General features: G+C 44.3%; 19 protein-coding genes. All 19 read left to right on the forward strand.

Going from position 1 to position 19860, the window contains the following annotated elements:
• The first annotated feature begins 6 nt into the window (after positions 1-6).
• The 19 genes from dapB (at position 7) to ACRRU2_RS16535 (ending at position 19201) form a co-directional block, all read left to right on the forward strand.
• The gene (gene dapB, locus ACRRU2_RS16445) at positions 7-816 is read left to right on the forward strand and encodes a 4-hydroxy-tetrahydrodipicolinate reductase (RefSeq protein ID WP_432503303.1); all 810 of its coding nucleotides are present in this window, start codon (positions 7-9) and stop codon (positions 814-816) included.
• Positions 817-844: 28 nt separating this feature from the next.
• Positions 845-1267: a methylglyoxal synthase gene (gene mgsA, locus ACRRU2_RS16450; protein ID WP_331698704.1), complete on the forward strand. Its 423-nt coding sequence runs from the start codon at positions 845-847 to the stop codon at positions 1265-1267.
• On the forward strand, positions 1267-1965 hold the full coding sequence (gene bshB1 / locus ACRRU2_RS16455; protein ID WP_331698705.1) for a bacillithiol biosynthesis deacetylase BshB1: 699 nt from the start codon (positions 1267-1269) through the stop codon (positions 1963-1965). Before mgsA ends, bshB1 begins: the two co-directional genes overlap by 1 nt.
• Positions 1966-2000: 35 nt before the next feature.
• On the forward strand, positions 2001-3164 hold the full coding sequence (bshA, locus tag ACRRU2_RS16460) for an N-acetyl-alpha-D-glucosaminyl L-malate synthase BshA (RefSeq protein WP_331698706.1): 1164 nt from the start codon (positions 2001-2003) through the stop codon (positions 3162-3164).
• Positions 3165-3203: 39 nt separating this feature from the next.
• On the forward strand, positions 3204-4475 hold the full coding sequence (locus ACRRU2_RS16465; protein ID WP_432503327.1) for a CCA tRNA nucleotidyltransferase: 1272 nt from the start codon (positions 3204-3206) through the stop codon (positions 4473-4475).
• Positions 4476-5447, forward strand: a complete 972-nt coding sequence (locus ACRRU2_RS16470; RefSeq protein ID WP_432503306.1) for a biotin--[acetyl-CoA-carboxylase] ligase — start codon at positions 4476-4478, stop codon at positions 5445-5447.
• 286 nt (positions 5448-5733) lie between these two features.
• The gene (panB, locus tag ACRRU2_RS16475; RefSeq protein WP_331698709.1) at positions 5734-6615 is read left to right on the forward strand and encodes a 3-methyl-2-oxobutanoate hydroxymethyltransferase; all 882 of its coding nucleotides are present in this window, start codon (positions 5734-5736) and stop codon (positions 6613-6615) included.
• The gene (panC, locus tag ACRRU2_RS16480) at positions 6612-7499 is read left to right on the forward strand and encodes a pantoate--beta-alanine ligase (protein WP_432503308.1); all 888 of its coding nucleotides are present in this window, start codon (positions 6612-6614) and stop codon (positions 7497-7499) included. The genes panB and panC overlap by 4 nt, the downstream gene beginning before the upstream one ends.
• Positions 7492-7875 (forward strand): aspartate 1-decarboxylase, encoded by a 384-nt coding sequence (panD, locus tag ACRRU2_RS16485; RefSeq protein ID WP_331698711.1) that lies wholly within the window; start codon positions 7492-7494, stop codon positions 7873-7875. The genes panC and panD overlap by 8 nt, the downstream gene beginning before the upstream one ends.
• 100 nt (positions 7876-7975) lie before the next feature.
• Entirely contained in the window at positions 7976-8683 is a 708-nt protein-coding gene (locus tag ACRRU2_RS16490; RefSeq protein WP_331698712.1) for a hypothetical protein, read from the forward strand.
• Positions 8684-8697: 14 nt separating this feature from the next.
• A complete protein-coding gene (gene dinG, locus ACRRU2_RS16495) occupies positions 8698-11562 on the forward strand; it encodes an ATP-dependent DNA helicase DinG (RefSeq protein WP_432503313.1) in 2865 nt (954 codons plus the stop codon).
• Complete coding sequence (locus ACRRU2_RS16500; RefSeq protein WP_432503315.1) at positions 11562-12218, forward strand: redox-sensing transcriptional repressor Rex; 657 nt, start codon at positions 11562-11564, stop codon at positions 12216-12218. Before dinG ends, ACRRU2_RS16500 begins: the two co-directional genes overlap by 1 nt.
• A gap of 19 nt (positions 12219-12237) precedes the next feature.
• Complete coding sequence (locus ACRRU2_RS16505; RefSeq protein WP_432503329.1) at positions 12238-13506, forward strand: amidohydrolase; 1269 nt, start codon at positions 12238-12240, stop codon at positions 13504-13506.
• The gene (locus ACRRU2_RS16510; RefSeq protein ID WP_331698715.1) at positions 13506-14024 is read left to right on the forward strand and encodes a DUF5590 domain-containing protein; all 519 of its coding nucleotides are present in this window, start codon (positions 13506-13508) and stop codon (positions 14022-14024) included. The genes ACRRU2_RS16505 and ACRRU2_RS16510 overlap by 1 nt, the downstream gene beginning before the upstream one ends.
• Before the next feature lie 242 nt (positions 14025-14266).
• Complete coding sequence (locus ACRRU2_RS16515) at positions 14267-14806, forward strand: hypothetical protein (protein ID WP_331698716.1); 540 nt, start codon at positions 14267-14269, stop codon at positions 14804-14806.
• Positions 14799-16283, forward strand: coding sequence for an AAA family ATPase (locus tag ACRRU2_RS16520; protein WP_432503318.1), 1485 nt, complete (start codon positions 14799-14801; stop codon positions 16281-16283). The genes ACRRU2_RS16515 and ACRRU2_RS16520 overlap by 8 nt, the downstream gene beginning before the upstream one ends.
• Positions 16284-16400: 117 nt before the next feature.
• Positions 16401-17276: a 3-hydroxyacyl-CoA dehydrogenase family protein gene (locus ACRRU2_RS16525; protein WP_331698718.1), complete on the forward strand. Its 876-nt coding sequence runs from the start codon at positions 16401-16403 to the stop codon at positions 17274-17276.
• Positions 17273-18499 (forward strand): acetate kinase, encoded by a 1227-nt coding sequence (locus tag ACRRU2_RS16530; protein WP_331698719.1) that lies wholly within the window; start codon positions 17273-17275, stop codon positions 18497-18499. Before ACRRU2_RS16525 ends, ACRRU2_RS16530 begins: the two co-directional genes overlap by 4 nt.
• A gap of 18 nt (positions 18500-18517) precedes the next feature.
• Complete coding sequence (locus ACRRU2_RS16535; RefSeq protein WP_432503321.1) at positions 18518-19201, forward strand: DnaD domain-containing protein; 684 nt, start codon at positions 18518-18520, stop codon at positions 19199-19201.
• Positions 19202-19860: the final 659 nt, after the last annotated feature.

Below are 19860 nucleotides of genomic sequence, written 5' to 3' on the forward strand. Positions count from 1 at the left end.
GTGATTATGATGACAATCGATAAAATTAGAGTGGCAGTAACGGGAGCAGGCGGACGCATGGGCCGTGAAGTATTGAAAATGGTGCTGGAGGATGAAGCGCTGCAGCTGGTTGCTGCCATTGATCCTTCAGCAGGACCTGTTGATGCAGGCTTGTTAGTCGGCAAGGGCGATACCGGCGTCATTATTAATCCATCTTTAGAGGATGCGCTGGGCAGCTCAAATGCGGATGTTCTAATTGATTTTACTGTTCCTCAAGCAGCATACGGCAATACGAAAACAGCTATCCAGTATGGCGTGCGCCCTGTAATTGGTACTACAGGCTTTACTGCGGGTCAAATTGAAGAGCTTAAGCAGCAATGCGAGGAAAAAGGCATTGGCGGACTTATTGCGCCTAACTTTTCAATCGGTGCTATATTGATGATGAAATTTGCAGCTGAAGCTTCTAAATACTTGCCTCATGTTGAAATCATTGAATATCATGGTGATCAGAAGCTGGACGCGCCGTCAGGCACTGCTGTTAAAACAGCCGAGCTTATTTCTGAGGTGCGCGAAGAGCTTAGACAGGGCAATCCAAAAGAGGAAGAGACGATTGAAGGCGCACGTGGCGGCTATTACAACGGCTTTAGAATACATAGCGTGAGACTGCCGGGTGTATTCGCGCAGCAGGAGGTTATTTTCGGCGGATTTGGGCAAACGCTCAAAATTCGCCACGATTCCTATGACAGAGCGGGCTATATGCCAGGCGTCAATATGGCGGTTAAAAAAGTAATGGGCTACACCGGCCTAATATACGGCTTCGAACATATTATGGATTAGCGCAACCGATGCGCGAGAGGGGAAACTCATGCTAAACATTGCATTTATAGCTCACGACAGAAAAAAAGAAGAAATGGTTAATTTTGTTACGGCCTATGAATCTGTATTTAAAGAATATCATTTGTTTTCAACAGGCACGACGGGTCAGCGAATTATGGAGCAGACAAATTTGTCCATTCATCGTTTTTGTTCAGGTCCGCTTGGCGGCGATCAGCAGATTGGAGCACTCGTTGCTCAAAATGAGATGGATTTGATCATTTTTTTGCGTGATCCTTTAATGGCTCAGCCGCACGAGCCTGATATTATAGCTTTGCTGCGCCTTTGCGATGTGCAAGGCATTCCTGTAGCAACTAATATCGCAACTGCAGAGCTGCTTGTAAGAGCTTTGCAGCGTGGTGATTTTGCTTGGCGTGAGCTCGTTCATAAGTATAAGCCAGGAGTGACTGAATAATGGACAAGCTCGATATTCTTGTATTTGGCGCGCATGCAGACGATGCCGAAATCGGTATGGCTGGGACGATAGCAAAGCATGTGCAAGCCGGATTCAAGGTAGGAGTATGCGATTTGACTGAAGCTGAAATGTCTTCTAATGGCACCGTAGAGCTGCGTCGGCAAGAAGCCGATGCGGCTTCCGCGGTGCTTGGTTTATCCGTGCGCAGCAACTTGAAGCTGCCGGATCGGGGGCTGCTTGGTACTCGCGACCAGCTTGATTTAATCGTTGCCGAAATCAGGAAGTATCGGCCCAAAATCGTATTTGCGCCTTATTGGGTTGACAGGCATCCTGATCATATTGCATGCAGCAAGCTGATTGAAGAAGCGGTATTTAATGCCAAATTACGCAAATATATGCCGCAGCTGCCGGCTGTTCAAGTCGAACAGCTTATTTATTATTTTATTAATGATGTAGAGAATGTTTCGTTAATGGTTAACGTAACCGATTATTATGAACAGAAAAAGCAGGCGCTTATGGCTTACCGCTCACAATTTGAAGCAGCGGCGGGCGATCTGGACCGTGTGTCCACGCCGCTTACAAATGGCTATATAGATAAGGTAGAAGCCAGAGATTCCTTGCTCGGCCGCATGAGAGGCTGGAGCTACGCAGAAGGCTTCGCCATCAAGCAGCCATTTGGCATTTCATTGTTTGAATAATGGAGAAGCATAATAGAAAAGGAGGTGCCCGTTACATGGTCAAGAAATTAAAAATTGGTATTACATGCTACCCGACGCTTGGCGGATCAGGTGTCGTGGCAACTGAGCTGGGCAAGCTGCTTGCTGAGCGTGGCCATGAAATTCATTTTATTACACATAGCATTCCTTTTCGATTGGGCAGATTTCATAAAAATATTTTTTTCCATGAAGTAGAAGTAAATGATTATTATGTGTTTCGTTATCCGCCTTACGACTTGTCTCTAGCCAGCAAGATGGCCCAAGTGGCCAATATGCATCAGTTGGATTTGCTGCATGTTCATTATGCGATTCCGCATGCTGTATGCGCTTATTTGGCTCAGCAAATGGTTGGAAAACAGCTTAAAACAGTAACAACCCTGCATGGCACAGACATTACAGTGCTTGCACAGGATGAATCCTTGAAAGATTTGATTCGGTTAGCTATACATAAAAGCGACGCTGTAACGGCTGTATCCAAAGACTTGATTCAAGAAACACAAAGACTGCTCGATATAGCTTCACCTATTGATCTTACGTACAATTTTGTAGACAAACGAGTCTATTATCCGCGAGATGTGTCGAATATGCGTTCCGACTATGCGGCACCCCATGAAAAAATATTAATGCATATTTCTAACTTTAGACCGGTTAAAAGAGTAAGTGATGTAGTCGATATATTTCAGCATGTGCAAAGTAAAATGCCAGCTAGGCTGCTGCTTGTCGGCGAAGGGCCTGAGCAATCAAAAATTCAGCACAAGGTGCAAAGCTTAGGGCTTGAGGATAAGGTGAGCTTCCTTGGCAAGCAGGAGGATGTTGCACAGGTTATTTCTATGGCGGATGTCCTGCTGCTGCCTTCAGAGAAGGAAAGCTTTGGACTCGTAGCCCTGGAAGCGATGGCATGCGGAGTGCCGACTATAGGCTCCAATGCCGGAGGAATACCGGAGCTTGTTACACACGGGGTAACAGGATTTTTGTCAGACATCGGCAATGTGGAGGAAATGTCGGACTATGCCGTCAAATTGCTGAGCGGGGATGAGCTGCATAAGCAATTCAAGGAAGCTTGTATTCATCGGGCAAGGCACGAATTTTGCAATGATATTATTACAACGCAATATGAGCAAATTTATTACAGGGTTTTGGGCATTGATGTGGATTTGCCAATTCCGATCTGCTCGGACTAATGAATAATAAATAAAGAGCTGGTGGTGGAAGCCGTGATAATGGAGCTGCCGCAAATGATGGTGAAGGCTTTGCCCATCGTAAGGCGATTGGAGGAGGCTGGCCATAGCTGCGTATTTGTGGGGGGCGCTGTGCGCGATACGCTGCTAGGCTTGCCTATCGCAGATATTGATTTGGCAACCTCGGCTCTGCCGGAGCAAACGATGGCCTTATTCGAACAAGTAATCCCTACAGGACTGCAGCATGGAACGGTCACCGTTGTCTGGGACAAGCAGACCTATGAAATTACTACCTTTCGTGAAGACTCCAGTTACGAGAAGCATAGAAAGCCGCAGTCTGTTCATTATGTGTCTAGCTTGCTTGCGGATTTGAAGCGGAGAGACTTCACGATGAATGCGATGGCTTTTTACGCTGACGGTAAGCTTGCCGATCCTTTTAATGGAAGGCAGCATCTGGCTCGGTCGATGCTCTATTCGGTAGGCTCTGCAGAAGAAAGGTTTGAAGAGGATGCGTTAAGAATGCTGCGCGGCGTCAGGTTCATTGCAGTTTATGAGCTGGCGCCTGCTATTTCGATGTGGCGTGCTATTAAATCAAGACGAAGCCTGATGAAGCATATCGCCATGGAACGGGTTCAAGCTGAGCTTGATAAGCTTCTTCAAGCGAGCAATCCCTATAGAGGCCTCCGATGGCTGATCGCAAGCGAGTTGCTGCTGCATGTAAAAGTGCCGCTGGCGAAGGAAGTAGACTTTAGACTTTGTATTATGAGTAGCAAGCTGGACAAGCTTCGTTCATTGCATAGGCTGGATAAGCTTGATTTGCGCTGGGCTGCATTTTTTATAGCTGCTCTGAATTTATCAGCAGCTGAGCATTGGCTTGAGCAATTACGCTTTTCAAATTCAAGAAAAAGTCAAATTATGCTTATTTTACGTCTGCATGCTTCCGCAGTGGAGATCAAAAATAAAGAAGGGGAAATAAGCTCGCACGAATGGGCAGCTATTATAATTGAATATGGCAAGCAAACCGTCTATTACTGGTTGCATATTACGGAGGCTCTGCTTAATCATAGTCAATTGCCTTTTGCTTTAGCGGAATTGAAGCAATTAAAAGATCACGCAGATCTCATCCCTTTGAGCACTCTGAAGGAGCTTGCTATTACAGGGAAGGATTTGCAGCAGATAATGAATAAGCCGGCAGGCCCTTGGGTTAAACAATTGCTGCAAAAATTGCTGCTGAGTGCCGCATTGGGTGAAGTAAGCAATAATTATGATCAATTGGCAAAGCATGCGCTAGCCTGGAAAAACGAGGTTGAATGAATGAATCCATTAATAAAGCTATTTCATAATTATCCAGCAGGCTTTATCTCTGGAGCTAAGCTTAGCGAAGAGCTTGGTGTAAGCCGGACAGCCATCTGGAAGCAAATACGCAAGCTTGAAGCTCAAGGGTATGAATTTGAAGCATCTACCAAGCTCGGCTATCGGCTCGTAAGTGCTCCAAAGCTCATTAATGAAGAACAGCTGAAAAAGAAATTAAGGACCGAACGCTTTGGCAAGCAGCTAAAACTGTTTGATGCCGTTGACTCCACCCAAAATGTAGCCAGAGAAGCGGCTGAGAACGGCGCAGCAGAAGGGGCGTTGTTTATAGCTGAGCAGCAAAATAACGGTCGCGGCAGAATGGGCAGAGTTTGGATTTCTCCAGCGGGTAAAGGCATTTGGATGAGTCTTGTGCTTCGTCCTGATATGCCCGTACAGTTTGCGCCTCAGCTTACGCTGTTAACTGCTGTTGCGCTATGCACTAGCCTCAGAGAGCAAACCAGGCTTCCAATCGGAATAAAATGGCCCAATGATTTGCTGATCGACAGAAAAAAAATTAGCGGCATATTGCTGGAATCAACAGCAGAGGATACTCGATTGAAGTATATTATTGCGGGTATCGGAATCAGTGTCAATTTATGTGATGCGGATTATGAGGCGGAAATGCTAAGTAAAGCAGTATCGCTTAGAATGGCAGCAGGCAGACAATTTGATCGGGAGGATATTATTGCCCATTTCTTAGAGAAATGGGAGCAACTGTATGATTTGTACAAGCTGCAGGGCTTTCAGGCGATAGTCCCTTTATGGGAATCATTGTCGGTCTCAATTGGAAAAGCTGCAGTGATTACTACTCCACAAGGTGTTATTATAGGAGTGCCGACAGGTCTTGAGGAAAGCGGAGCGATTAAAGTTCGTCTTGAGGACGGATCTGAAAAATCTATTTTTTCAGCTGAGATGGGCGAACCTTTGGATTGATGCCGCCGAGCAATAATAATTGGATTCATGTTGTTGTTTACGAATCGGCCACAATTTGATACTATAAATTTTGACAGGCGGTATTCCTTGAAGCTGCACTGTCGCGGGCAAGAAAAATTTCAACACGGATTGTAAAAGATTAACAATGCGTACTCTGCTCTGAGCCGAAGGGACCGAGACAGAAGGAAGCGGTGTTCTCTAATGTTTCCTTTTCAGTTAAGGGACCTTTTTAGCAATGGCTAAAAGGTTTTTTTGTGTTTAAAATATCCTTAAGGGGATGGTACTGATGAGGAAAAAGCTGACAATAACAAAGATTAAGGACATGAAAAAGCAAAATCAACCGATATCTGTGCTTACTGCATATGATTATCCTTCTGCGAAAATTGCGGAAGAAGCCGGCATCGATGTAATATTGGTTGGCGATTCATTGGGCAATGTAGTGCTAGGCTATGATACAACAATTCCAGTGACGCTGGATGATATTATTTATCATACCAGAGCTGTTGTCCGCGGTGCAGCAAATACATTTATCGTTGCAGATATGCCCTTTATGACTTATGGGGCTGGAAAAAAAGCGACGCTTCGCCATGCTGCCCAAATTATGCAAAAAGGCGGCGCTCATGCTGTAAAGCTTGAAGGCGGGCAAGAAATCGCATCAGAAGTTAAAGCGCTGGTTGAGGCGGGCATTCCTGTTATGGGGCATATTGGCTTGACCCCTCAGGCGGTTCATCAAATAGGCGGTTATAAAGTTCAAGGCAAGGATGAAGCAGATATTAAACGGCTCGTTAAGGATGCGATTGCGCTTGAAAAAGCTGGCGCATTCAGTATTGTCGTTGAATTGATGACGGAAGAAGCGGCCTATGCGATTTCAAGCAGCGTCAATATACCTACAATCGGTATAGGCGCAGGCAGGGGCTGTGACGGGCAAGTGCTTGTTTATCATGATCTGATCCAATATTCATCGCCTTATATCCCTAAAAAATTTGTAAAAACCTATGCTGATGTCGGTACTACGATCAAGCTTGCTATAGAACAATACGTTTCTGATGTGAAGAGCAAAGCATACCCTGCAGAAGAGCATGCCTTTCAGCCTGCGGCTGAGGCGCCAGCTGCATTATATGGAAATATTGATGGGGATGCCAAGCAGAAGGGGACGAGCGAGTCATGATGATATGCCGAACAATAAAAGATTTAAAGTCACATTTAAACGATTTGCGTGAATCGGATAAAACAGTAGGCTTTGTGCCTACAATGGGTTTTTTGCATGAAGGTCATGCAAGTTTGATGCGTGCTGCAAGAGAACAAAATCAAATTGTTGTGCTTAGTATATTTGTCAATCCGATGCAATTTGGTCCGAATGAAGATTTGGACCGTTATCCGCGTAATGAGGAAAGAGATATTGAGCTTGCTGCTGCCTGCGGTGTTGATCTTGTCTTTTTGCCGTCAGTGGAGGAAATGTATCCTAAAAAGCCGCTTACTTCAATCAAGATTGCACAAATTACAGATCAGCTGTGCGGAGCATCCAGACCAGGGCATTTTGATGGCGTTGGATTAGTCGTAAGCAAGCTGTTTCACATCGTGAATCCAAGCAGAGCCTATTTTGGCATGAAGGATGCGCAGCAGGTAGCCGTTATCGAGCAGCTTGTCCATGACTTGAATATGGATGTGGAAATTGTAAAATGCCCGATTGTGAGAGAGCCTGACGGGCTTGCATTGAGCTCAAGAAACGTTTATCTGACAGCAGAACAGCGTATTGAGGCGGTCGCCTTGTCGCAGGCTATGCGAATGGCGACTGAACTGTATGAGCAGGATGGTGCAGCTACAGGACAATTATTATTGCAAAAAGTTACAGCCAGAATTAATAAAGAACCATTGGCGAAAATTGACTATGTGCAATTGCTCGCCTATCCTGAGCTAGAGCAAATCGATTTAACTCAAAAGCTGTCAGACAATGACAAGGAGCTGCTGCTCGCGGTAGCTGTATATTTTGGGAAAACAAGATTGATTGACAATAGTTTATTAGTGCCTGTGGAGGTGATGACCCATGTATAGAACGATGATGAAGTCCAAGCTGCACCGTGCCACAGTAACGGAAGCAAATCTTAACTATGTTGGCAGCATAACGATTGATGCAGCTCTGATGGAGGCTGCCAATATTTTGGAAAATGAAAAAGTGCAGATTGTGAACAACAATAATGGAGCAAGACTGGAAACCTATGTTATAGTTGGAGAAAGAGGTTCTGGTGTTATTTGTTTAAATGGCGCGGCAGCACGATTGGTTCAGCCGGGTGACCAGGTTATTATTATTTCATACGCAATGATGACGGAGGAAGCAGCCCGGAACTATAATCCGACTGTAGTTATACTCGGTGAAAACAATAAGCCCGTTCAAATAATGGGCACAGAACCGCATTCTACAATTGTCTGATGAGTATGAAAACATCCTGAACGACAGAGAATGTACGTATCAACTCCTTAGTTCATTTGCAAAGGCGGGATGCGTCATTTTTCAACATATGTTTTCAACGATGAACGAGATGCTGGATCATATTATTGAGCAGTACCCTTGTGCCAATGAAATACAAAAGGACGAGTTCCATCAGCAGCTGCTTGAGCTGAAGCATGCAAGTGATTTATGCATCGAGCAATGGCTGCAATTTGAGGAAAAATGGACCTGCTTTGCCGAATCGCAAAATAGCTGCCAAGCTGTAGAAATGGATGAGCATATGCAGCAGTCATCAAAAAGCGATACTGTTTCATCGTCGATTTCTGCAAATCAGATAGCTCAGGATTATCAATTTAGCCAAACAAACAGCACATTGACTTGGGATGCTGAAAGTGCGCTTCATAAGGGCAAGGGCTATTATAATTTATTTATGTTTTCAGAAGCTGCCGATCAATTCAGCCAAGTGATCCGATTGGCCCCGGAGAGCAATATGGCCCGATTATTTTTGGGCATGAGCATGATGCATATGCAGCAATGGCATGAGGCACAGCGACAATTCCAGTTGCTTATTGTACTGACTGATTATCCAAAGTGGCTTGCACTGGGATATAATGCACTAGGCTGCATACAAGCGATTGAACGAAATTTATCACTTGCCGAGCAGTTTTTCAGGAAAGCTTATGATGTTTATCCGCAGTTTGCGCACTCATTAAATAATCTTGAAGCATGTCTAAGCCAGCCGAAGCAGCTTTCTTTATATTTTGGGAGCACGGAGTTGTGCTGTTTGTGAGAGGATAGGGATGAATGAAGTATGCTGTAATCGATCTGGAAACGACAGGTCATGGAATAGAAGATGAAATCATACAAATAGCTGCAGTAATCGTTGATGAACAATTGAAGGTTGTGGAAACTTACAATTCGTTCGTAAAGCCTTCTGTAGAAATTCCCGCATTTATAACTTCATTGACCGGCATTGATGAAGCAATTGTTGCTGATGCGCCAATGCTTGATGACGTTATTCTAAATGTGATTCCGCTGTTGGATGATGCTGTTCTTGTCGCTCATAATGCGGCTTTCGATGCAGGATTTCTCAACAGAGCTTTAGACCAATGCGGCTATTTGCCTTTTGTAGGCCGCAGGCTTGACACGATTGAAATGCTGCGCGTATTATATCCTTCCATATCCTCTTATCAGCTTGGAGTTGTTGCACAGCTATTTGAAGTATCACATGAGCAGCAGCATCGTGCAGACAGTGACGCAATGGCTACTGCATTAATTTTTATCGAAATGATGAAAAAACTGCGCCAGATGCCGCTGCTTACTTTGCAGCGGCTATCTGTCTTAATAGATGCCGGCAGTGATTTTGGCTGGCTCATACAGCAGACAGAGCAGCTTGTATCAAGTGAAACAGCTTTGGACTCTGCCGAATATGATTATTATCGCCAATTTGCATTGCGCGCCCGGGAATGGACAGAGGAAAAGCCGCCGCGCGAAGAGGCTGCTGCTGATTTGGATATAAGCCAATTAAGCTTTGAGCAATATTTGGATATGATCCAGCATAATTTTAAGCAAAAATTTCCTCAATATGAGGAAAGGACTGCCCAAGTAGAAATGTTCCATCGTGTTTACAATGCGCTCAGCAATGACGAGCATTTATTAATTGAAGCAGGAACTGGAACAGGAAAATCACTAGGTTATTTAATCCCGAGCTTATATTATAGCATTCGCAAAGAAGCGAAAGTTGTCGTAAGTACACATACAATCAACTTGCAGGAGCAGCTGCGTCATCGCGACATTCCTTTATTAACAGAAGTGCTTCCGTTTCCGTTCAAGGCATCGATTTTTAAAGGCAGGGGAAATTACTTATGTCTGCGAAAATTTGAAGCTAAAGTTAACGGTATGGAGCCAATCAGCACGAATGATGATATGCTGACGAGAGCACAGATGGTCGTCTGGCTGAATGAGACGGAAACCGGTGACTACGAAGAATTGAATTTGAGCAATCGCGGCGCAGAGTACTGGTCAGCCGTTTCCAGCGATGCTGACTCTTGTCTGAACAGAGCCTGTCCATGGTTTAAGCGCTGCTTCTATCATCGGGCCAAGCATGAATCTAGCATAGCCGATGTTTGCATAACGAATCACTCCATGCTATTTACAGATATACATGCCGATCATCGCTTGCTGCCTTCATACCGCCATCTTATCGTAGATGAAGCGCATCATGTCGAGGATGTAGCCGGCAAGCATCTTGGCATTCAAATTGCTTACTTGCAATTGCCTCAAATCATCACAAGATTATATAAGGATTCACGTACTGGCATGCTGCTATCACTTCGCTCCAGCTTGAACGAAGAAGTGGATGACCATAAAGAGGCCTGGATAGAGACGATTGATGCAGTCATTCCCCAACTGCAGGAGATTAAGGATCAATGGGATGCCTTGTATGAGCTTATGTTTCAGCTTACGTCAAATGGCTCAGAGGACAACGCAGATACAGGCGGAGTTGTGTATCGGATTTCCAGCCAAGAGCTGCCGAAGCAATGGGAAGCGATAGCTGCTTCAGAATCAAATGTTCATATCGAGCTGAACAGTATAATTACAACGGTTGATAAAATGCTCAATGATATAAAAGAAAGAGCAGAGGAAAGCCAATCCCAAGCTTTAGCAGTTGATATTAATGGAGCTATGCGTGATTTGACGCGAATTAAGGATGAGCTTAGAATATTTGTCAAGCTAGAAAAAAATGATTCTGTCTATTGGATAGAAGCAAATCCTGTTTACCGGTTTCGATCTGTGCAATTATATGCTGCACCAGTAGATGTCAGCGAGCAATTGCAAAAGCATTTTTTTGATGTTAAAGATAGTATTGTACTAACTTCTGCTACTTTAACCGTTCAAAAATCTTTCCAGTATGCAGCTGAACAGCTCGGATTATCAGGATACAAGGAGCAGGGTCGTTTAAAAACGGTTCTATTGCCATCTCCATTTAATTACAGGGAGCAAGCGCTGGTCGTTATTCCTAGAGATTTTCCGGTATTGAAAGGGGCATCCGTCAGCGACAAGTATATTGAAAAATTAGCGCAGTCGCTTGCTGCCGCTGCCGTAGAAACGAAAGGTCGAATGCTTATTTTGTTTACATCCTACCGGATGCTCAAAATGACCTATGAACCATTGAAGGAGCTGCTGGCCGGTACCGACATTACCGTGCTGGGACAAGGAATGGACAGCAGTAACAGGACGAAGCTGACAAGGCGGTTTTTGCAGCATCCTATGACAGTGTTATTAGGAACAAGCAGCTTTTGGGAAGGAGTGGACATTCCTGGCGATGCACTTGTTTGTCTGGCAATTGTAAGATTGCCCTTTCAGCCGCCGAATCATCCATTAGCGGAAGCGAAGGCGGAGCTGCTGCTGCGCAAAAAGCAAAATCCTTTTATGAAGCTGTCTATTCCTCAGGCCGTAATCAGATTTAAGCAAGGATTTGGCAGATTAGTCCGTTCAGCACAAGATAAAGGTATCGTTATTATTTATGATACACGTGTTATAGAGACTTATTATGGAAAGCACTTTTTGTACTCGCTGCCAGGACCCAAAATTGAAACGATGCATGCCGATCAAATGATTGTACGCATGAGAGAATGGCTCAATCCCGCTCAAGTGGAGGTAGAATAATGAAGCAAGCCAAAATATCCGAAGCGGTTGTCAAACGCCTTCCGATTTATTTACAAGTGCTCAATGAATTGCAGTATCATGAAGTGCAAACTATTTCTTCACAGGATTTAGGGGTTAAGCTTGATTTGAATCCTGCTCAAATACGCAAGGATCTTGCCTACTTTGGTGATTTTGGCCGCAAGGGGATAGGATATGATGTTACCTATTTAAGTGAGAAAATCCGCCAGATTTTAAAAGTGGATCAAATTATAAATGTTGCATTAGTAGGAGCCGGTAACCTTGGACATGCGCTTTGCAATTATAATCAGTACTCCAAGGACAATATGAAAATAACCGCTGTTTTTGATATCCATCCTGCTAAGGTAGGGACAAAAATAAATCATTTGATTGTGAAGCCAATGGATGAGCTGAAGGCAACTATCGATGAACAGGAAATTCGCATAGGCATTATTACAGTTCCAGCCCCGGAAGCGCAAAATGTAGCTAATCAATTTATTGATGCAGGCGTAGAGGGCATACTTAATTTTGCCCCTACCGTTTTGCGTGTTCCTGAAGAGGTAAGAATCCATCATGCGGATTTTACAAAAGAGCTGCTTAGCCTTGCCTATTATTTAAACCGAGAGGAAGTTGAAGAGAGTGGGTCAAATTTGGATTAAAGATGGTCTATTTGTAACGATGAACGATGAGCAGCCGGTAGTTAAAGGTCATATGGTAGTAACTAATGATGTCATTACTTATATCGGCGAAGCAGAACCGCCACAGCATTTGCTTGAACAAAATGTGGAGCATATCAACGGTGCGAAGCAAGCTTTTATGCCTGGGCTGGTCAATACTCACGGACATACGCCAATGACGCTGCTGCGCGGCTTTTCTGATGACCAAAATTTGCAGGTGTGGCTGTCGGAAAAAATGTGGCCAATGGAAGCAAAGTATACAGCTGAGGATACTAAAAATGGAGCGGCGCTTGCGCAAGTAGAAATGCTGCTAAGCGGTACGACTACATTTGTAGATATGTATGATCGTATGGAGTTAGTTGCCGAAATTACTGAATACTCTGGCATGCGCGGTATGCTGACAAGAGGCGTAATCGGGCTTTGCTCGGAGGAAGAGCAAAAGCAGAAGCTGCAAAACGCCATCTCCTTCGCACGCGATTGGAATGGTAAAGCAGATGGCAGAATCTCAACGATGCTGGCCCCGCATGCGCCTTATACTTGCCCTCCGGCTTATATTGAGCAATTTGTACAGGCGGCGCGCGATTATAACCTGCCCCTACATACTCATATGTCAGAGTCGATTGCAGAGGTAGAGCAAAACGTTAAAGATTACGGCGCTAGACCAGTTGAGCATTTGGATCGTTTAGGCTTTTTTTCTTGCCCAACTTTACTTGCTCATGCCGTTCATCTTACCGATGAAGAAATTGCTTTGCTTGCCGCGCGTGATGTTGCGATTTCCCATAATCCGATCAGCAATTTGAAGCTTGCAAGCGGTGTAGCCAGATTGCCGCAATTGCTTAAAGCGGGCATGCGTGTGTCGCTCGGCACAGATGGTCCGGCAAGCAATAATAATCTGGATCTGTTTGAAGAAATCCGCTTTGCAGCTTTGCTTCACAAAGGTGTATCCTATGACCCGACGGTTATTCCGGCTAGCGAGGCATTGAAGCTTGGCACTATATACGGAGCACGTTCATTATGGAAGGACGAGCAAATCGGCAGCCTGGAAGCAGGCAAGAAGGCAGATTTTATTGCTTTGAATATCGATCAAGCTCATTTTTATCCTATGACGGATATTGTGTCCCATCTTGTTTACTCTGCATCTGGCAAGGATGTGCTTCACGTTTGGATAGACGGCAAACAATTGGTACGCAATCGCGAGTGCTTGCTGTTGGATGAAGAAAAAATCAAGTTTGAAGCGGAAGCCAGCTTCAAGCGCATGATCAGCCAATAATGAGAGTTATCGAAAAAAAACGTCCGCCGCTCATGAATCCTAAGCGCTGGCTGATTGTTACAATAATCGCAGTTGCTGCGCTTATTATAAGCTGTGTTTTATATTATAGAGCTATTCAGCAGCCGCTGTGGCAAGAGAAAGAAGCCGCTATTCATAAAGTAATGGAGCAGACTGAGATTACGGAAATTCAATCCATTCATAAGTACATTTGGGATGAAGCGAGCTGGATCGTCAGCGGCACGACGGAAGATCAACAATTGCTAACGGTAGTTATACGGAGGCAGATTGATCCGTTTGTAATAAGCTCCGCCGAATTGCTTAATGAAGATGAAATAAAAAGTAAACTGCAGCAGACGGATGAGGCGGCTATAAAAAAAATACAGCTAGGCTTTATGGAAGGCCAGCTCATATGGGAAGTCCAATTGAAAAAAGACAATCGATACTATTATGCATTTTATCGTGCGACAGATGGACAATTTATTGACGAATATCAAATGCTTAACAAAACGGAACGTTAAAGCGACACGGGCAGTGAAAACGGAACAGTAATGTTCCGTTTTCCTGTATTTACAACATCATTTCTGCTGATATATATGATATACTTTCGTATAGAAAAAGTGATACAAGGATAAACGGTTTCGCCGTCCTTCGGACTGGCGCGTTTACCGATGAAATATAAGGACAGATATAAGGTGTAAAAACTTATACTTTCTTATATTTAAGAAATACGAAATTTAATATACAGCAGGAGGATGCCATAATGTCTAATTTGAAATTTAAACCAATTCTCCTCACGGCTTTAGCGACAGCTGTGGTCTTATTTGGCGGCTGGGCAATTTACCAACAAGTAGCCGTTCAAGCTCCGCTTGAGCAGGCGATAAAAGATGTGCAGGGTATTGTTCATGCGGACAAGCCGAAGCGCGATAGTGATTGGATTGAAATTAATGTTGAGCTTGCACCTACCGCTAATTTAAGAGAAGTGTATGAAACGATTGCACATAATGGAGAACGTGTAATAGGCAATAGAACGCTAAAGCTTCAAATCGATTCCGAAGCTAATGCTCAGCTTGAAGGCATTTGGCAATCGGCGATGTTTCAAATAGCAGAAGCTATGGAAAATAAAACGTACTCGCAAATTCCGACGGCGCTTGAGCAAATCGCAAGTAAATATAATAATGTTCAAGTTAAAACGGATATTGATGATAATAATGTATATATTACTTTGACGAATAACGAGGGAGCTTTGCATAAGGTGCTGCCTCGCACGCCACATCTGCTGGGAGCGTGGTCAAATGCGTAATATGAGTAAAGAGATAGCAATTGGTATTATTCCGGTTATGCTTATTTTCTTGGTAGTTATTAATATTAATTTGCTGCCGATCGTAATTGTAGGTATGCTAGCAGCTACAGTTATCGTTGCGGCAACAAGAGGCAAATCGAAGCTAGCTGCAGTGCCCACGCAAAAAAATGACCGCCAAATAAGCTCCGAGCCGTTTAGTTTTGACGAAATTGGCGGCCAAGACCGTGCTAAGCAGGAGCTTATTGAGGCTTTAGATTTTTTGATCAAGCCGGAGCAGATTGCAAAGCTTGGCATTCGCCCGTTAAAGGGCATTTTGCTGACTGGGCCTCCAGGTACAGGGAAAACCTTGATGGCAAAAGCCGCGGCTCATTATACCGGCTCTATATATCTGGCAGCATCGGGAAGTGAATTTGTTGAGATGTATGTTGGGGTAGGGGCAGGACGTATTCGTGATTTATTTAAAGAGGCAAGACAGAAGGCGAAGAAAGCCGGCAAAAACAGCGCCATTATTTTTATTGATGAAATTGATGTCATAGGCGGCAAGCGAGATGGTGGGCAGCATCGTGAATACGATCAAACCTTAAATCAGCTTCTGACTGAAATGGATGGCATTCATAGCGAAGCAGCCCCGCAGTTATTAATTATTGCTGCAACGAATAGAAAGGAACTGCTTGATTCGGCGCTTACCCGTCCGGGCCGTTTTGATCGCCATATCCATGTAGATTTGCCTGACAAAAAAGGCCGTCTTCATATTTTGAATATTCATGCCAAAAACAAACCGCTAGACCCGGCTGTAGATCTAGAGAAAGTCGCAACGCAATCCTACAGCTTCTCGGGCGCTCAGCTGGAATCTGTTATGAATGAGGCAGCAATATATGCACTGCGTGATAATAAGACTGTCATTACAGAGGATGAGCTGACAATGGCTATTGACAAGGTGCTGATGGGGGAAAGAACGGACCGTGAAGCTTCCTTGGAGGAGCGGAATCGCGTAGCCAGACATGAGCTGGGCCATGCTATTATGGCGGAGCTGCTACGTCCGGGCAGCGTTGCTCAGGTTACCGTTACGCCAAGGGGGCAAGCGCTAGGCTACGTGCGGCATAACCCTGAGAATGATAAAACATTATACACGAAGCAGTATTTGCTGGATCAAATTAAAATAGCGCTTGGCGGTGCGGCGGCAGAAGAAATATTTTATGGTGAGAGAAGTACAGGCTCCCGCGGCGACTTTGATCAAGCTGTCAGTCTGGTTCGGACTTTAGTGGAATCTGGGTTGACGGAGCTTGGCATCATCGATGCTTCTATGATGACCCCTGATGGCTGGGCTACAATCTCCAGAAAAATTTTGGATGAACAAATGGCAGAAACAAAATCAAGCCTGCTAAAGCATAAACAAGTAATCGATGATTCCATGTCCGTGTTAATGTGTGAAGAAACGTTGAACGGAAATGAGTTTAGAGCGCTGCTTCATGCCTAATAACGACCATTAAGCGTTTTCATTATTACAAATTAAGGACAGACGTCTCGTCTGTCTTTAATTTTCCTTATAATTCGTTATAATTGGTTGTATAACAACCTCAAGGGAGCCATTAATGTGAAAATTAAAAAGGTTGGCGTTATAGGGATAGGCACAATGGGGCAAGGTATAGCAGAAATGCTTGCAGCTTGTGGTCTAGATGTCATCATTGTAGAACGTACGACTGAACGCTTGGCGTATGGGCTTAAAATGATAGAGCTGAATCTTGATAAGCAAATTGAAAAATGGGCGCTTACGAATGCTGAGAAAAAGCTTATTTTATCACGCATTCAAGGTGCAGACCATTATTTCTCGCTTGCAGATTGCGAGCTTGTTATTGAATCAATATCTGAAGATTTGGAAGAAAAGAAAGCGCTGTTCAGAGAAGTTGATCGCTGCTGCGGTCCAGATGTTATACTCGCCAGCAATACGTCTGCGCTAAGTTTGACAGAAATCGCCAGTGTCACACAGCATCCAGAACGAGTTATCGGCATGCACTTTATTTATCCAGTATTAAAAATAGATTTGGTAGAAATTATTCGAGGCCTTAAAACGTCCGAGGAAACATTTTTAAAAACTAAAAGTTTCATTGACGATATTATACATAAAAAAGGAATCATGGTGTATGAATCGCCAGGGTACGTGACGACAAGGCTTATAACTTTATTTATTAATGAGGCGCTGCATGTGTTGGAGGAAGGCGTTGCCTCTGTAGAGGATATCGATGACGCGATGCGTATCGGGTATTCTTTCCAACATGGCCCGTTCGAAATGGCGGACCGCTTTGGTCTGGATTCTGTTTTGGCGGCGCTTGAGAATATGTTCCGCGACTATGGCGAATTGAAATATCGTCCTTCGATCGTTTTGAAAAAATTAGTAAGAGCTGGTCAATTAGGCGTAAAAACAGGGGAAGGCTTCTTTAAATATGATGAAGAAGGGGACCGTATATCATGATTATTCTTATACTAAATGCCGGCAGCTCTTCTCTCAAATATCAGCTTTACAATATGCAGAATGAAGAAGTAATCGCCAAAGGGCTGGTTGAGCGAATCGGCATGGACTCATCCATCATTACTCATAAAGCGAAAGGGCACTCTGAGATTCGAGATGTGAGTGAAATTTTGGATCATGTCACAGCTGTAAAACGTGTTATAGACATGCTGACTCACCGCGAGTTCGGCATTATTAAAAGCATGAACGAAATCGATGCTGTTGGCCACCGCGTCGTTCATGGAGGCGAAGTGTTTAAGGAGTCGGTGCTCGTTACACAGGAAGTAAAGCTGGAAATCCGCCAGCTGTTCGACTTGGCTCCGCTTCATAATCCGGCGCATATGATGGGCATTGTAGCCGTCGAATCTAATCTGCCTAATGTTCCGCAGGTAGTCGTGTTCGATACAGCTTTTCACCAGACTATGCCCAGCAAAGCGTATTTATATCCGATTCCGACTGTATTGTATCGCCGTCACAAAATTAGACGTTATGGATTTCATGGCACCTCGCATGCTTACGTAAGCACACACGCAGCTGAATACTTGAATAAGCCGCTCGAGCAGATGAAGATGGTAACATGCCATATCGGTAACGGAGCGAGCTGTGCGGCCATTCTGGACGGCAAATCAGTTGATACAAGTATGGGTATGACTCCGCTTGAAGGCCTGATGATGGGAACTCGCAGTGGTGATATTGACCCGGCAATCGTTCCTTATGTTATGAATAAGGAAGAGCTAACGTTAAGCGAAGTGAATTCTATGCTTAATAAGCATAGCGGAATGCTTGCTATTTCTGGAACAAGCAGCGATATGAGAGAGATTACAGAAGCGATGCAGGAGGGGGACAAAAATGCCCAGCTTGCATTTGACATGTATGTTTACAGACTGAAGAAATATATAGGCTCATATGCGGCTGCAATGAACGGTATTGATGTGCTGGTCTTTACAGCAGGAATTGGCGAAAATTCAGCGATCGTGAGAGAAGCTGTATGTAACGGTATTTCATTCCTTGGCATCGAGATTGATGCCGAGGCTAATCAGATTAGAAGCAGTGAACCGCGTGAGATATCAACTGCGAATTCTAAAGTGAAGGTCCTGGTTGTTCCTACTAATGAGGAACTGCTAATAGCGAGAGATACGTATCGCATTGTAGGAAAAGATAAAGAAGCTGTAACAGCTTCCGAATAGTGGAGGTGGGGTCATTTCATGAACGACGAAATCTGGAAGGCTTACTCTCATGGAATGGCTGCTGCGATGCAGGAAGGCGGTATATATGTTTCATCTATGCTGCTTCACAGCTATAGCCAGCTTGGGTTATCCAATTCAGAAGCGATGCTTATGCTGCAAATGATGCAATTTGCACAGGTGGAGCATATTGAATTTCCTACGCCAGAGCAATTGGCAGATAGAATGGGTCTGCCTGTTCAAGATATTGGCGCTATGCTGAGCAGACTAATGCGTGACGGCTATATTTCAATTGATGATTTTATTGATCCTGTGTCTGGCGTTCAATCAGAAAGGTATAATTGGAGCGGGTGGCTGCTGCAAGCTTCGCATTGGCATGCCGAGCATAGGCGGATGCAGAAAAAGCAAGAAAGATCATCTAAGCCGCGGCCTCAGTCATCGTCTTCATCGCAATTATTCTCAAGCTTTGAGCAGGAATTTGGGCGGCTGCTGTCGCCGATGGAATGCGAGACGATCAGCGCCTGGCTGGATCAGGACCGCTATACAGAAGAGATTATACTGTTCGCATTGAAGGAAGCTGTATTTGCAGGAAAATTAAGCATGCGCTATATCGACCGTATTTTAATGGAGTGGGGCCGCAATCGGATTACAAGCGTAGAGGAAGCTAAGGTGCATACACAGAAATTCCGGGCTGGCCGTCTGTAAAACGACTATATACGAATACGAGACATTAGTGTACAAGATATTAGTGATTACAAGACATTAGTGATTACAACAAGACATTAGTGATGAGAAAAAGCGAGGATTAGTCGTGACTAGCCCTCGCTTTTTTTAGATTTATACGGAAGAGCTGAACGGCAACGAGTTTTGCAATAATGGCAAACTGTGTTGTGGAACAAGTACTCTCGCTTTAAAGCTAACTGCATTTCCTGTACTTTGTTTTATGAATTTTACTTTTTTGTGATTCTAAGGGGAAAAAGTACATTAGTTTGGCGAGATTCGCAAAATTTAGCGTAATTCAATAAAACTAGTTGCATGAAAACAGGCTGTTGAAAAAGTAACTTTTCTGACGAAGCCGATCAGCATCACCGCAAAAAAGCAATAGCGGAACGTGTGTCACTTATGTCGAGCAAATGAGGGGATTTCGGCGCAATAACGGAACGTGTGTCCAGATAGTTGTCGCCTTAAAAGTCGGCGACCTCGAACTCTGTGGGGCGCAGCGAACGTTTGCTTATATTTGGCGGTCACTCGTTCCGCTATTTGCCCTAAAAACACTATTTTTATTGTTTCACGGACACTGTTTCCGTTATCGGCCCAGTTTCCGGCTGTATGTGGGGAGTTTTCGAGCAATAGCGGAACGTGTG

Source organism: Paenibacillus sp. GXUN7292 (assembly GCF_050864975.1).
Taxonomy (GTDB): Bacteria; Bacillota; Bacilli; order Paenibacillales; family Paenibacillaceae; genus Pristimantibacillus.